Below are 14094 nucleotides of genomic sequence, written 5' to 3' on the forward strand. Positions count from 1 at the left end.
TTATCTAATAAAAGATCCTTTTTTTCTAATTTTTTTTTGTAATTGAAGTATTCCATATAACAGTGCCTCTGCTGAAGGGGGGCATCCTGGCACATAAACATCTACAGGAACGATTCGATCACAACCTCTAACAACAGAATATGAATAATGGTAGTACCCACCCCCGTTTGCGCAACTACCCATAGAAATTACATATCTTGGTTCAGGCATCTGGTCATAAACTTTTCGTAAAGCTGGTGCCATTTTATTTGTCAAAGTGCCTGCAACTATCATTACATCTGATTGTCTTGGGGAACCTCTTGGAGCTGCTCCAAACCTTTCTAAATCATATCTCGGCATAGCTGTTTGCATCATTTCAACGGCACAACAAGCTAAACCAAAAGTCATCCAATGAAGAGATCCTGATCTTGACCAGTTAATTAAATTATCAAGCGATGTAGTTATAAAACCATTCTTACTGAAATCTTCTGCAAGTTTTTTAAATTCCTCAGGAACTTGATCTATTTTATTATTCATTGTGGTTTATAATTTTATTCCCAGTCTAAAGCACCTTTTTTCCATTCATAAATAAAACCTATTGTAAGTATGAATAAAAAAATCATCATTGATGAAAAACCTAATAATCCAATATTTCCTAGAGATATTGCCCATGGAAATAAAAATGCTATCTCTAAATCAAAAATAATAAATAAAATTGCAACCAAATAAAATCTGACATCAAATTCCATTCTTGAATCCTCGAAAGGTTCAAAGCCACACTCATAAGCTGAAAGTTTTTCGGGATCAGGTTTTTTTGGTGATAGAATGAAATTTACAACCACAAAAGCGCAACTTAACCCCAGAGCTAATAATAAAAATATTATTATTGGTAAGTAATCTTTAAGAAAATCAGATAACATGCGTGTTTATATATCAGTTTTTATTTGTTGTTGAAGGGTAGATACGTCACATTTTCAATTAAAAAAAAGTGAATAATTTCAATTACTTATATCAAGTAGGCTGAAAAACATAACAATATCAATAGTTTAATAATTTATGACAGATTCGCTAAAAAGTGGCGGGAGTGAAGGGACTCGAACCCTCGACCTATCGCGTGACAGGCGATCGCTCTAACCAACTGAGCTACACCCCCACTTATCAATTTTTGGTGGGCAGTAAAGGACTCGAACCTTTGACCCCCTCGGTGTAAACGAGATGCTCTACCAACTGAGCTAACCGCCCTTTACCAAAATATAGTGATTTATATCCTTTAGTTTTCTGACGTCAAGTTCTATTAATGTTGAAAAATAGCTAAATACTTAATCTTTTTAAATATTTAAATTCAAATAAAAATTAATTTATTCTCATAAATTTAAAAACCACCACGCCAATTGTTCTTATTTTTAAAATTTTTTTCCTCTAACTTGCTGATTGGCTTAAAAATATAGAATAAAACTAAAATAAAAAATATTAAATATATCCCAATTTCCACGGTAAATATAACTTATTGAATACTAGCTTGAGATTTATCGTCTTTTTTAGAAATTTCTACCTCAACCCATTCTGTTGGTTTAAGTTCTTTTGTAAGAGCTATTTTTATTACTTGATCAGCATATTCAACTGGAGTGATTTTGATATCATCTGTAATTTTCTTAGGCATATCGACTAGGTCTTTCTCATTCTCCTTCGGTATCAATACTTCTTTAATTCCAGCTCTATGAGCTGCTAATAATTTTTCTTTTAACCCACCGATTGGCAATACTTGGCCTGTTAAAGTCACTTCTCCCGTCATAGCTACATCCCTTCTCACAGGAATCTTGGTTATTGAGGAAACAATTGATGTTACCATACCAATACCTGCAGATGGACCATCTTTTGGTGTTGCTCCTTCAGGGACGTGAATATGAAAGTCTTTTTTCTCAAAAATTGGTGGTATAATTCCATACTCTAAACATTTTGACCTTACAAAAGATTTTGCTGCTTTAACTGACTCTTGCATAACGTCACCTAATTTGCCAGTGATTTGCATTCTTCCTTTTCCTGGCATTGTAACAGTTTCAATTTTTAAAATTTCTCCACCATACTCAGTCCAAGCAAGCCCTGTAACTATACCTACTCTATTTTCAGCCTCTAATTCTCCAAATTTAAACTTGGGAACACCTAAAAAATCAGATAAATTTTTATTGTTTATTCCAACTTCTTTTTCTTCACCAGCCACAATTTTTTTAACAACTTTTCTTGCAAGTTTAGAAATTTCTCTTTCAAGATTTCTTACACCTGACTCTTTTGTGTATCCCCTAATGACTTCTTTTATAATATCGTCATCTAACTTCATTTCTTTTTCTTTAACACCATTATCTTTGATTTGTTTTGGTAATAAATATTTGTTTGCAATACTAATTTTTTCATCCTCAGTATAACCTGCTAGTCTAATTACTTCCATTCTATCCAGTAAAGGAGGTAAAATATTTAAGGTATTAGCAGTCGTTACAAACATAACATCGGATAAATCATAATCAACTTCTAAATAATGATCATTGAATGTTGTGTTCTGTTCAGGATCTAAAGCTTCTAATAATGCTGATGACGGATCACCTCTATAATCATTACCAATTTTGTCTATCTCATCTAATAAAATTAGCGGATTTTTTGTTCCAGCTTTTTTCATCATCTGAATAATTTTTCCAGGCAAAGATCCGATATATGTTCTTCTGTGACCTCTTATTTCTGCTTCATCTCTCATCCCACCAACAGACATTCTAACAAACTCTCTATTTGTAGCTTTTGCAATTGATTTTCCTAAAGAGGTTTTTCCAACTCCTGGAGGTCCAACTAAACATAAAATTGGTCCTTTGATTTTTTCCATTCTTTTTTGAACCGCTAAAAATTCTATTATTCTCTCTTTTACTTTTTCCAATCCAAAGTGATCTTTATCAAGAATATCCAGAGCTTTCTTTAAATCTATATCTACTTCGCTTTTTTTATGCCACGGAAGTTCAATCATCCAATCTAAATAATTTCTCACAACTGTTGCCTCAGCAGACATTGGACTCATATTTTTTAACTTTTTTAATTCTTGTAGACACTTCTTCTCTACCTCTTTTGGCATCTTGGCTTTTGTAATTGCTTTATTTAGACTGGTTGTTTCATCTTTACCGTCTTCAATTTCGCCAAGTTCTTTTTGAATAGCTTTTAGTTGCTCATTTAAATAATACTCTCTTTGTGTTTTTTCCATCTGAGTTTTAACTCTGCCCCTAATTCTTTTTTCAACACCAATAATACTCGTTTCATTTTCCATTATTTTAATAATGGCGTTTAACCTTTTCTTTACATCAACAGTTTCAAAAATTTGCTGTTTTTCAGAAATCGTTGCTGTTATGTGAGATGCGATATTATCTGCAATTTGTGATGGGTCTTTTAATTGTTTAATTGTGTTTATGGTTTCATTAGAAATTTTTTTATTTACAGAAGTTAATTTTTCTAATCTTCTTAAAGCTGTAGCCGCTAAAGGAAATAAATCCTCATCTTTAGATGAAACATCGTTATAGTGTGTGTAATCACATGTAATAAACTTTTCATTATCCTTAAAGTCTAAAATTTTTACTCTTTTAATACCTTCAACCAAAACTTTAACTGTACCATCAGGCAATTTTAATAATTGTAAAATACTCCCTTCACAACCATACATAAAAACATCTGTTTTCTTTGGATCATCTATTTCTGAATTTTTTTGTGTAACAAGAATAATTTTTTTATCTTTTTTCATCACTTCGTTTAGAGCTGAAATGGATTTGTCTCTTCCTACAAACAAAGGAATAACCATACTAGGAAAAACCACGATGTCTCTTAGTGGTAACAACGGTAATGTAATTTTAACGTCCATGAGATTAATATGGATATTATATTTTATAATGCAATAGGTTTTTGCTATTTATTAAGGATATTAAGCCGCTGTGGTCTTATTTGACTTAGATTTATTGTCACCTTTAGAATGAACTAAGATTGGTTGTGATTGTCCTTTTGCAGCACCAGCATCAACAATAACTTCTTCAATATTATCTTGACTCGGAAGATCGTACATTGTTTTCAACAAAATATTTTCTAGAATTGATCTCAAGCCTCTTGCTCCAGTTTTTTTGCTAATAGCTTTTTGGGCTATTTCTTTTAGAGCATTTTCTTTAAATATCAGTTTAGCACCATCTAATTTAAACAGCTCTTGATATTGCTTTGTTAAAGAATTTTTAGGTTCTTGTAATATTTTTATTAAAGATTTTTCGTCTAAATCTTCAAGTGTTGCTATCATTGGTAGTCTTCCAATAAATTCTGGTATCAATCCAAATTTTAATAAATCTTCTGGCTCTAATCCTTTCATCCATTCACCAGTTTTTTTATCTTGTGTATTTTTTACATCTGCACCAAAACCAATTGAAGTCCCTTTATCTCTTTGAGATATTATTTTATCAAGGCCTGCAAAAGCACCTCCACAAATAAATAAAATATTTGTTGTATCCACTTGTAAAAATTCTTGCTGAGGATGTTTTCTACCACCTTGAGGAGGAACACTTGCAACTGTACCTTCCATTATTTTAAGAAGCGCTTGCTGAACACCTTCTCCAGATACATCTCTAGTGATTGATGGGTTTTCAGATTTTCTACTAATTTTATCAACCTCATCAATATAAACTATTCCTCTTTGAGCTTTTTCAACATTATAGTCAGATGCTTGTAATAATTTTAAAATAATATTTTCAACATCTTCTCCAACATAACCCGCTTCTGTTAGAGTGGTTGCATCAGCCATTGTAAATGGAACATCTAGAATTCTAGCAAGAGTTTGAGCTAGTAATGTTTTTCCACAACCTGTAGGACCTACTAAAAGTATATTTGATTTCGATAGCTCAACATTTTTGCTCGTTTTGCTTTCATAATTTAATCTTTTATAATGATTGTGAACAGCTACAGATAAAACTTTTTTTGCATGTGCTTGACCAATTACATAATCATCCAATACTGAACAAATTTCTTTTGGAGATGGAAGACCATCTTGATGTTTTACAAAAGTATCTTTGCTCTCCTCTTTTATGATGTCCATACATAGCTCAACACATTCATCACATATGAAAACAGTTGGGCCAGCAATCAACTTTCTTACTTCATGTTGGCTCTTGCCACAGAAAGAACAGTAAAGAATATTTTTGTTATTTGTTGTCATTTTATTTTTTATAACGAATCAATTTTATTACTTTATTATAGAAGACTCACACTAATCAAGTTTCGATTAATAATGACTCAATATATTGTGTATTAAGATCTTTTTTCTACTACTTCGTCAATAAGACCAAAAGATTGTGCGACATCTGCTGTCATAAAATTATCTCTTTCAAGAGCAGATTTTATTTCATCAACACTTTTTCCAGTGTGTCTAGAATAAATTTCATTAAGCCTTTTTTTCAAAGACAAAACTTCGTTAGCATGAATTTCAATATCAGTTGCCTGACCCTGAAAACCTGCAGAGGGTTGATGAACCATTATTCTTGAATTTGGTAATGAAAATCTTTTTCCTTTTGTACCAGCTGCGAGCAAGAAAGAGCCCATTGAAGCTGCTTGCCCAATACATAAAGTGGAAATATCTGGTTTCACATATTGCATTGTATCATAAATACCAAGTCCTGCCGTAACCAAACCTCCTGGGCTATTTATGTATAAATAAATTTCCTTTTTTGGATCTTCAGCTTCTAAAAATAATAATTGAGCAGTAATTAATGATGCAACGTTGTCATTAATTTGACCTGTTAAAAAAATAATTCTTTCTTTTAATAATCTTGAATAAATATCATAAGCTCTTTCACCTTTGCTAGATTGTTCAACAACCATTGGTACAAGATTACTCATATGTTCTGATAATTTTGTTGTCATAAGTTGATTCGTTCTACTTATACAACTTGAGATTACTTTTTGCTAACTTTTTTTGTCTTTTTTGCTGCCGGCTTTGATTTTGCCTTTTTAGTTGCTGGTTTTTTTTCTTTAGCAGATGTTGTGGGGGATTTTTTCTTCATTTCTTTTTTTTCTTTACTAAGATCATGATCATTTTTATGAGCCTCTTTCAGGATTTTTTCAGCTTCCTCTTTTGAAATTTCTTTCTTATTAGCTTTACCTTTTTCTTTAATTAAATTTAGAATTTTTTCTTCATATACGGTTCCTCTTAAACTAGCTAATGCCGATGGGTTTTTTTGATAAAAATCCATTACCATTTTTTCTTGTCCTGGCATCATTCTTAGTTGTTTTTGTACTTCAGCTTGAATCTCTTGTTCTGTTACTTTGATTTGATTTCTTTCACCAAACTCGTTTAAAATTAAACCAGTTTTAATTCTTGTTTTTGCTTTATCTTCAAAGTTTTTTTTATTTTTCTTTATTTCTTCTTCTGGCATACCTTGAGATAAAATTTTAACCTCTTCTTCAATTAAATTTTCTGGAACTTCATCTATTTTAATTTTCTCTATTTCTTTTAAAATTTGATTTTTAGATAACTGATCTAATGAATTTTTATATTCATCATTAATTTGTTTTGAAATTAATGTCTTTAAATCTTTTAAATCTTTTGCTCCTAAATTTTTTGCAAAATCATCATCAATTTTTAATTCTTCTGATTGTTTAACGCTTAAAATTTTACAATTAAATTTAGCTTTTTTATTTACTAATTCTTTTTCAGGAAAATTTTCTGGCAAAGTTGCTTCTACAAGTTTTTCATCATCTTTCTTAACTCCAATCAATTGTTCATCAAAGCCTTTTAAAAATAGGTCTTTACCTAAAGTTAGCTGGGTGTTCTTTCCTTCACTACCTTTAAAATCTTTACCATCAACAGTTGCTTTGTAATCTAAAGATACTAAATCACCTTTTTTAGCTTTTGTATCAGCACTTACTTCTTTAAAATTTGGTTGGTTTTTGGCAATTTCTTTTATTCTTTTATCCGTTTCACTATCATTAATTTTTACAGTGTATTCATCAAATTTAATATTTTCTAAAGATTTAATTTCTACTTTTGGTAGCTCAGTAACTGATAAAACATATTCTAAATCTTTGTCTTCACCGTATGTCTTTAAATCAAGTTTTGGTTGACCAGCTGGTTTAATCTTATTGTCCTCTAATGCTTTAGTTGATGTTTCTTTTAAAACTTTATCTAAAACTTCTCCAAAAACTGCTTTGCCAAATTGTCTTTTTAAAATTTCTTTTGGAACTTTACCTGGTCTAAATCCTTTCAGATTTACACTACCTTTGATCTCTTCATATTTTTCATCCATATAAGAGTTCATTGTCTCTTTGTCGATAAAAATTTTAAGATCTTTATTTAAACCTTTTTTATTTTCTAATGTAACTTTCATAATATTTTTATGGTAGGGCGAAAAGGACTCGAACCTTCACATGTTGCCATATTGGTTCCTAAGACCAACGCGTCTACCAATTCCGCCATCGCCCCACAAATTATGAGGTTTTATATATTATTGAAACTATTTGTCCAATGACAATTGTTAAAAAATTATCTATTTATCTAATAAAATTTATACTAATTTATAGAAAATGATTATTTCACCTTGCATAAGCATTTGCAAAACTGATCCATCAACAGGCTATTGTTATGGTTGTGGAAGAAGTAATGAGGAAAAAAGACTTTGGAAGCTTGAAGAAACAACTGATGATTGGAAAAAAGAAAATATAATCGAAATTGAAAAAAGGCTTACTGGTTGGCAGCTAGAGAGTTTTAGGGAGTCTTATTCCTATAAAATCAAGAATGGTATGTCTCTTTTCAAGAAAAATTTAATTAAAGAGTAATTTAAACTATGAGTAAAGTTAAAATTGTAAGTATTATCTATGCTGTAGGTATAATTATTGGTGCTTTATTCTTTGATGTTTGGGGTGTAGATACTACTCCTTTAAAAACATTATCTGTATTTGCATGGACTGTAATATTTATTATTGCTTTATTTTTTGTAGATAAAAATGAGAGAAAATAAATTTTTAATATTTTTTTTATCATTTTTTTTTATTTCTTTAAATTCACAATCAGAGATTATTGTATTAAGTAAATGTGATCATAAGGAGGATAGTTTTTTAAAAAATGAATATATTTTGAATCTGAATGAATTAATTATGACAAGAAATTATGTTTATAATGAAAAAACTTATCAAAAATATAAGATCACCGATTTAAGCGTTAAAAAGAAAAACTCATATGTTAGAAATATTTATGAGGAAAATGGAAAAATACTTACATTAAAACATGGGTATCCACAATTTTATACTCAAATATTATTTGAAAAAGATAAACCAGATATTTATATCAAAGCTGTTTTAAACGATGTTGAAAGTTTATCAAAAATGTCAACTTGTAAAAAAATAGAGAAATTTGATCAAGAAAGTTAGTTTTTATTTTTTTTTTCTTCTTCTTTATTTTTTGTTTGAAATTTTTTCTTATTTTCAAATCTATTATTTATGATATTTGATCTATGCTTAGCAAAAGCTTGTTTTTGAGCTTGTTTCATTGCACGTTTAGAAGACATTTTTTTTTACCCATTTGCTGTAATCTAATGTTTCAAATTTTATATCACTTTTAATAAACCATGTTTCAAAAATTTTTCGTTTTTTTAAGTTAGAATAAACATTTTTTACAGCATATTTATAACCAAAAGGTTTTAAAAAATCGTATGCTAAAATTGAATAATCTATTTCTTCTCGGTAAAAATCTGTCTCAAAAGTAATTAATTTTGGTTTAATTCCATCATTAATTAATTTTTTTAATGCTAAAAAAGTTTTTTCTTGAGGATCAATATCACATGATAAAAAATCGATATTTGAATTTAAATTATTTTCTATAATTGCTTTTTTGTAATCAAAAGTTAATGCATCTACCCAATAAATTTTATTTTTTCTTTCTTTACAATTTTTCCAAAGATCTTTGTAATGTTCTAGAATTTCAATTGAATACCCTTTCCAATTATGCTCGACTTCTAACTTATAAGTATTGTTATCTTTTATTGGAACTCCTGCGCCAATATCTATATAAGAACCCTCATCTCCAAAAAGCTCTAAAGCAAACAAATCTTGACCTGCTTGTGAATATTTTGAAGTTTTATAAAAAAAATTTTGAAATAATTTTTTTAAATTCATACTTAATAAATTTTAAACTAATATTTTATCTTAATTGAATCAATTAATTTTAAATTTTTATCTGCTACGATAATCTCCCCAGATGACGGTGCATAATTTAAAATTTCAAAAATTACTACATAATGTGTAACAAAAACTAAATTTTTATTTTTATCCCAAGAACTAATAAATTTATCAAAATCAAGAATTTGCTTTTTTCTATTATTTGCAAATTTTGAACTAAAAAAAGAGTTGAGAAAATTTTTAGTTTCATATTTTTTAAAAGCAATAGATGCAGTTTCTATGCATCTGCACCATTCACTAGAATAGACTTTTCCTATTAAAATTTTATTTTCCTTAAAAAAATTACCAATTTTTTGCGATTGTGCTCTGCCACTATCGCTTAAATTTCTTTGAGTTGTACAATCGTTAATATCAAAATTATCTGGATCACCACCACCAGGTGCATACGCATGTCTTATGAAAATTAATTTTCCACCCTTTCGCAGTTCTTCAATTAAAGTTTTTTTTGAATCTGCTTTAACTGAGGGATTAATACATATAAATATTATGACTAAAAAATTTAAAATTTTCATTTATGAATATTAAAATAGATAGTTTAAATAATACAATTCTTAAATGTAAAAAATGTCCAAGGCTTGTTGATTTTATAAAAAAAATTTCAACAGAAAAAAGAAAACAAAATATAAACGAAACATACTGGGGAAAACCAGTCACAGGTTTTGGTGCAATTGATGCGAAAATTTTAATAATTGGATTGGCTCCAGCAGCCCATGGAGGCACACGAACAGGAAGAGTGTTCACAGGAGATAAATCTGGAGATTTTTTATTTAAATGTTTATTTAAAGCTAAAATTTCAAACCAACCAAATTCAGAAAATCTTAATGATGGTCTTAAATTAAAATCAACATATATAACTAACATTTTAAAATGTGTTCCTCCAGGAGACAAACCTAAAATAGAAGAGCTTAATAATTGTTCAAAATACTTTCATAGTGAGATTTATAATTTAAAAAAATTAAAAACTATTATTGCTTTGGGAAAAGTGGCATTTGATAATTGTGTTAAAATTTATAAAAAAAAATACAATTTAAAAGAAAAGATAAAATTTATTCACGGAAAATCCTATTTACTACCAGGAAATATTAAATTAATTGCCTGTTATCACCCTAGCCCCAGAAATGTAAATACCAAGCTTATATCTGAAAGAATGATTGTAGATTTATTAAAAAAAGTTAGAAAGTATCTATAAACCAGAAGTATAGGGTTTAAAATCAGATAAGATTTTTTCTGGAATTTTAACTGGCTTAAATTTTTCATTTATAAAAACTAGATAAATTTTAGCTTCTACTATCAATTCCTCATCTTTAAATATTGATTGGTTCATTAAAAAAGAAGTTTTTGATGTAGATTCTACAAAAGATTTAATTTGCAAATCATCTTCTAAATGTGAAGATTTTTTATATTCAATATTACATGATTTAACTATTATAAGAGCACCATAATCATTTTTTATTTTTCTATTGCTTAATCCAATAGTTGATAACGCTTCAGTTCTAGCTCTTTCTAAATATTTTAAATAATTAGCATAGTACACAACACCACCAGCGTCTGTATCCTCATAATACACTTTCACTTTATGAGTAAAGCTTTTATGCATAAATTAATAATATCAAATAAATAAAAAAAATTAATAGAAACTTAGATATAATATCTTAGATGAAAATTTATATAATTTGGTTAATTGGAGTAATTTTGTGGAACTTTGGATTTCCAAATGCAATTCCAATCGCTGATGTTATCGTGGCTATTTTATTATCATTTTTAAGTATTGGATTAAAAAAGTATTTAAAATATTAATTAATCTGCTGAAAAAAAAATATTCTGAAAATAAGCAATTGATTTCATTTTTGAATTATCAGTATCTGCCATTATAGCTAAGCCGTCTAATTCATTCACGTCTAAATCATGAAATTTTTTAAAATCTTCCTTAACATTGGCTTTTACCGTTACCCAAACATTCAGATTATCTTTTGTAGTTGCTAACACATTGTCTATAGATTTTTTTGTATAAGGGCTGGGTCTATTTTCACCAACTTCACTATTACTTGAAAAAACATAATTAATTGCTCTATTTGATAAAGGTGTGGCTCCAGTTTTTTTAATCGCAAAAACACGGGCGGCATAATCATGTCCTTTTTTGGTATTCTCTTTAATCCCCCGAAGATCCTTCTCAATTTTCCATGTAATATTGATAAAAGGTGTTTTATTTAGGTCAATTTTGATCTCTTTTCCAAGGCCTGAAGCAGCATTATCAGCTACTGCTTTTAAATAATTACCATTCTCATTTGATCCAACAGAATAAACTGTTTTATTATCTGCTCCTCTCACCTTACGAACATCGAGCTCTGAAAGCTCTTGCTCTGTAAATTTGAAAATATTCATATTTTCAGCGAGTGCAGAGTTAAGAAAAATTAATGATGTAATAAAAATATAAAAAATTTTAAACATGATCTTCTTATAAATAAATTATTTATAAATTCAATATTCAGTCACAATTTAAACATTCTAAATTCAAAATTGATTGCTAAATGAATACTATGAAAATAATTTCTGTATTTATACTTCTTATCTATTGGTCAATAATGATCTCAGCACCAGTTATGAGTAAAAATTCTATTAAAAATCAAAACAAAGTTCTAAAAATAGTTTCAAATTTTTGAGACTAATATGTGGATCTACCACCACTGATATCGAATACCGCAGCCGTTGAAAAAGTGTTCTCTTGAGAAGAGAGCCAGCAAACTAGTGAAGTAAACTCGTGTATTTCAAGAAATCTTCCTCTTGGAACCTTTGACAGCATTCTTTGCACATGCTCTTTACTCATTTGATCTAAAATTCTAGTTTTAGCACCTGCTGGTGTGACAGCGTTTACGGCTATATCTTTGCTAGCTAATTCTTTACCTAAAGCCTTAGTTAATCCAATTGCGCCAGCTTTTCCAGAGCTATATGCGCTTGCATTTGCATTACCATCTTTACCTGCAACAGAGGCAACATTAACAATTCTTCCATAATTATTTTTAATCATATTTGGCACAATCGCTCTACAGCAGTTAAAAGTGCCAATTAAATTTATCTGAACTATTTTGTTCCACATATCGACATCATACTCCCATAGAGGACCTGTAGGACCTGTAATCCCAGCATTATTGATTAAAATATCAATATTTATTTTTGAGGTTATTTCTGCAACGTTTTTCTCTACATCTTGATAATTTGCAATATCAACAACTCTATAAAATAAATTGGGGTTTTTAACCTCATCAGCTGCTGATTTAAGAAGCTTTTCATCGATATCCCATATAAATACTTTAGCACCAGACTCTAAAAATCTTTTTGCAACATCTAAACCAAAACCTTGAGCTCCACCAGTAACTACAGCTGTTCTATTTTTAAAATCAAATTTGTGCATTAAAATTATTTTTTTGCTAACAAGTAGTATGTTATCCAAGCAACAAATGCACCTATTATCCAAGAATAAGATTGTAAAAACATTAAATTAGTATTCCAAATTGTAGATGCTGAAAAAATAAATCCTAATATTATAGAATAAACACCTTTTATATGCCAGCCACCTGAATAATAATAAGCGCTCTCTTTATCTATAGAATATAGATCTTTATTACTTAATTCTTGATTTTTAATTAAATAATAATCAGCTACCAACACTCCAAACAAAGGTCCAAAAAAAGCACCGAAAGTATCAACAAAGGATAAAATTCCTATTTGGCTCAATATAGTCAGCCAGAAGATTGCAATCAACAAACCAAAAAATGAAATTAAATAACTCACGCTTTTTAGGCCTAATTTTGAAGGAGCAAAATTTATTAAAGAGTATTGAGATGGTATGAAATTAGCAACTAAATTTGTTGAGGCTGAGGCGATTATAATAAAAAATAAAACTACTATTGTTATTTGTATATTGTCAAACTTTCCAACTATATCTGTAGGATTAGTAAAAATTCTATCTATATCTGAAAATTTCTGATTAAGAAAAACATCAGAACCTGTAACAACAAAAACAGATAAAAAAGAAAAAATAATTAAATTCAAAATTAAACTTAAATTCCCTTTTTTTAATTCTTGCTCATTTTTTAAATATCTAGAAAAGTCACCAAAACTAATGATTAAAATTGAAAAATAAGCAAATATTGTTCCGGCAACTGTTAGTAAAGGGGCCAAATTATTAACGTCTAAAAAATTATTTTGACTAAAAATATTTGAAAAAGCTTCAGTAGTTATTTTTACATCACTTAATAAAACAACAAAGAAAAAAATAAGCATACCAGCATAGACCGTCATTGCTGAAAAATTAATTATTTTTTTGTTATATTGCATACCAACAGTAAAAAGCAAAGTCTGTAGAACAATTGATATAACTATTGCAAACCAGTCAATAATATTTAAACCAAAATAAAAGATAATAAAAATTTCTTGCTCCAATAAGGAATTATCAATTGAAAAAATTGTTATCCTTATCAGGTAAACTAATATTTTAGATAAAAAATAAGTTTGGATACCAAATAAAAAAATCCCAACCAAACTTCTAATTAATCCAAATAATTTAGCACCATTAAATCCTAAAGAGGATCTTAACAATACTGCAAAAGGTAAACCAAATTTTTGAGAAGGCTTTCCAATTGCATTTGAAAATAAATAAACAAAAAAAGATCCCAATATTATTCCAAAAAATACTACAAACACATTCAAGCTATACATTAAGTAAAGAGAAGAGATTAATGAGAAACCAATTACACTTTGTACATTAGTTCCCCAAAAACAAAATAGATCTTTCCAATTCCAAGTTTTGTAATTTGGGTTAACTGTCACCAGGTCCCAATTTGAAAGAGAATATTTTACTTTTGGCTGATTCACTAAATTTATTTTAAACTA

Annotated in this window: 19 protein-coding genes and 3 tRNA genes; 6 read left to right on the forward strand and 16 right to left on the reverse strand. The window is 28.8% G+C overall.

Annotation, left to right across the window (positions count from 1 at the left end):
• The 9 genes from ACTT9Y_RS03500 to ACTT9Y_RS03540 all read right to left on the reverse strand — a co-directional run bounded on the left by ACTT9Y_RS03500 (position 1) and on the right by ACTT9Y_RS03540 (position 7453).
• On the reverse strand, positions 1 to 516 hold the full coding sequence (locus ACTT9Y_RS03500; RefSeq protein ID WP_440933032.1) for a NuoB/complex I 20 kDa subunit family protein: 516 nt from the start codon (positions 514 to 516) through the stop codon (positions 1 to 3).
• Positions 517 to 530: 14 nt separating this feature from the next.
• Positions 531 to 899, reverse strand: coding sequence for an NADH-quinone oxidoreductase subunit A (locus tag ACTT9Y_RS03505; protein ID WP_440933033.1), 369 nt, complete (start codon positions 897 to 899; stop codon positions 531 to 533).
• A gap of 156 nt (positions 900 to 1055) precedes the next feature.
• Positions 1056 to 1132: transfer RNA gene (locus ACTT9Y_RS03510), tRNA-Asp, on the reverse strand.
• 13 nt (positions 1133 to 1145) lie between these two features.
• Positions 1146 to 1221: transfer RNA gene (locus tag ACTT9Y_RS03515), tRNA-Val, on the reverse strand.
• Between the two features lie 262 nt (positions 1222 to 1483).
• Positions 1484 to 3862 carry an endopeptidase La gene (gene lon, locus ACTT9Y_RS03520; RefSeq protein WP_440933034.1) on the reverse strand — a complete coding sequence of 793 codons (2379 nt, stop codon included), beginning with the start codon at positions 3860 to 3862 and terminating at the stop codon, positions 1484 to 1486.
• 60 nt (positions 3863 to 3922) lie between these two features.
• Positions 3923 to 5191 (reverse strand): ATP-dependent Clp protease ATP-binding subunit ClpX, encoded by a 1269-nt coding sequence (clpX, locus tag ACTT9Y_RS03525; protein ID WP_440933035.1) that lies wholly within the window; start codon positions 5189 to 5191, stop codon positions 3923 to 3925.
• A 92-nt stretch (positions 5192 to 5283) separates the two neighbouring features.
• Positions 5284 to 5895: an ATP-dependent Clp endopeptidase proteolytic subunit ClpP gene (gene clpP, locus ACTT9Y_RS03530; protein WP_440933036.1), complete on the reverse strand. Its 612-nt coding sequence runs from the start codon at positions 5893 to 5895 to the stop codon at positions 5284 to 5286.
• A 32-nt stretch (positions 5896 to 5927) separates the two neighbouring features.
• Positions 5928 to 7358 (reverse strand): trigger factor, encoded by a 1431-nt coding sequence (gene tig / locus ACTT9Y_RS03535; RefSeq protein WP_440933037.1) that lies wholly within the window; start codon positions 7356 to 7358, stop codon positions 5928 to 5930.
• A 10-nt stretch (positions 7359 to 7368) separates the two neighbouring features.
• Positions 7369 to 7453: transfer RNA gene (locus tag ACTT9Y_RS03540), tRNA-Leu, on the reverse strand.
• Positions 7454 to 7554: 101 nt separating this feature from the next.
• Between ACTT9Y_RS03540 and ACTT9Y_RS03545 the strand changes: the two genes are divergently transcribed.
• Genes ACTT9Y_RS03545 through ACTT9Y_RS03555 form a run of 3 tightly spaced genes read left to right on the forward strand, consistent with a single transcriptional unit; the run spans position 7555 to position 8397 of the window.
• Positions 7555 to 7806, forward strand: coding sequence for a DUF1289 domain-containing protein (locus ACTT9Y_RS03545; protein ID WP_440933038.1), 252 nt, complete (start codon positions 7555 to 7557; stop codon positions 7804 to 7806).
• 8 nt (positions 7807 to 7814) lie between these two features.
• On the forward strand, positions 7815 to 7988 hold the full coding sequence (locus ACTT9Y_RS03550; RefSeq protein ID WP_440933039.1) for a hypothetical protein: 174 nt from the start codon (positions 7815 to 7817) through the stop codon (positions 7986 to 7988).
• Positions 7975 to 8397: a hypothetical protein gene (locus tag ACTT9Y_RS03555; RefSeq protein ID WP_440933040.1), complete on the forward strand. Its 423-nt coding sequence runs from the start codon at positions 7975 to 7977 to the stop codon at positions 8395 to 8397. The genes ACTT9Y_RS03550 and ACTT9Y_RS03555 overlap by 14 nt, the downstream gene beginning before the upstream one ends.
• Here the strand turns inward: ACTT9Y_RS03555 and ACTT9Y_RS03560 are convergent.
• From ACTT9Y_RS03560 to ACTT9Y_RS03570, 3 genes are read right to left on the reverse strand one after another with little or no spacing between them, the layout of a single operon-like run.
• Positions 8394 to 8534 carry a hypothetical protein gene (locus ACTT9Y_RS03560; protein WP_440933041.1) on the reverse strand — a complete coding sequence of 47 codons (141 nt, stop codon included), beginning with the start codon at positions 8532 to 8534 and terminating at the stop codon, positions 8394 to 8396. The two genes, ACTT9Y_RS03555 and ACTT9Y_RS03560, sit on opposite strands and share 4 nt — an antisense overlap.
• A complete protein-coding gene (locus tag ACTT9Y_RS03565) occupies positions 8524 to 9141 on the reverse strand; it encodes a hypothetical protein (protein ID WP_440933042.1) in 618 nt (205 codons plus the stop codon). Before ACTT9Y_RS03565 ends, ACTT9Y_RS03560 begins: the two co-directional genes overlap by 11 nt.
• Positions 9142 to 9158: 17 nt before the next feature.
• A complete protein-coding gene (locus ACTT9Y_RS03570) occupies positions 9159 to 9716 on the reverse strand; it encodes a histidine phosphatase family protein (protein WP_440933043.1) in 558 nt (185 codons plus the stop codon).
• A gap of 2 nt (positions 9717 to 9718) precedes the next feature.
• On the opposite strand from ACTT9Y_RS03570, the gene ACTT9Y_RS03575 reads away from it, so the two are divergent.
• Positions 9719 to 10393: a uracil-DNA glycosylase gene (locus ACTT9Y_RS03575; protein WP_440933044.1), complete on the forward strand. Its 675-nt coding sequence runs from the start codon at positions 9719 to 9721 to the stop codon at positions 10391 to 10393.
• Here the strand turns inward: ACTT9Y_RS03575 and ACTT9Y_RS03580 are convergent.
• The gene (locus ACTT9Y_RS03580) at positions 10388 to 10801 is read right to left on the reverse strand and encodes a YbgC/FadM family acyl-CoA thioesterase (RefSeq protein WP_440933045.1); all 414 of its coding nucleotides are present in this window, start codon (positions 10799 to 10801) and stop codon (positions 10388 to 10390) included. The two genes, ACTT9Y_RS03575 and ACTT9Y_RS03580, sit on opposite strands and share 6 nt — an antisense overlap.
• A gap of 59 nt (positions 10802 to 10860) precedes the next feature.
• On the opposite strand from ACTT9Y_RS03580, the gene ACTT9Y_RS03585 reads away from it, so the two are divergent.
• Positions 10861 to 11001 (forward strand): hypothetical protein, encoded by a 141-nt coding sequence (locus ACTT9Y_RS03585; RefSeq protein WP_440933046.1) that lies wholly within the window; start codon positions 10861 to 10863, stop codon positions 10999 to 11001.
• Here ACTT9Y_RS03585 and ACTT9Y_RS03590 read toward each other — a convergent pair whose 3' ends face one another.
• Positions 11002 to 11586 (reverse strand): DUF3047 domain-containing protein, encoded by a 585-nt coding sequence (locus ACTT9Y_RS03590; RefSeq protein ID WP_440933047.1) that lies wholly within the window; start codon positions 11584 to 11586, stop codon positions 11002 to 11004.
• Positions 11587 to 11732: 146 nt separating this feature from the next.
• Between ACTT9Y_RS03590 and ACTT9Y_RS03595 the strand changes: the two genes are divergently transcribed.
• Entirely contained in the window at positions 11733 to 11864 is a 132-nt protein-coding gene (locus ACTT9Y_RS03595; protein WP_440933048.1) for a hypothetical protein, read from the forward strand.
• Positions 11865 to 11866: 2 nt separating this feature from the next.
• Here the strand turns inward: ACTT9Y_RS03595 and ACTT9Y_RS03600 are convergent, their stop codons facing one another.
• A complete protein-coding gene (locus tag ACTT9Y_RS03600; RefSeq protein ID WP_440933049.1) occupies positions 11867 to 12613 on the reverse strand; it encodes an SDR family NAD(P)-dependent oxidoreductase in 747 nt (248 codons plus the stop codon).
• A gap of 5 nt (positions 12614 to 12618) precedes the next feature.
• Positions 12619 to 14076, reverse strand: a complete 1458-nt coding sequence (locus tag ACTT9Y_RS03605) for a cytosine permease (protein ID WP_440933050.1) — start codon at positions 14074 to 14076, stop codon at positions 12619 to 12621.
• Positions 14077 to 14094: the final 18 nt, after the last annotated feature.

Source organism: Candidatus Pelagibacter sp., from assembly GCF_052049995.1.
Lineage (GTDB): Bacteria > Pseudomonadota > Alphaproteobacteria > Pelagibacterales > Pelagibacteraceae > Pelagibacter.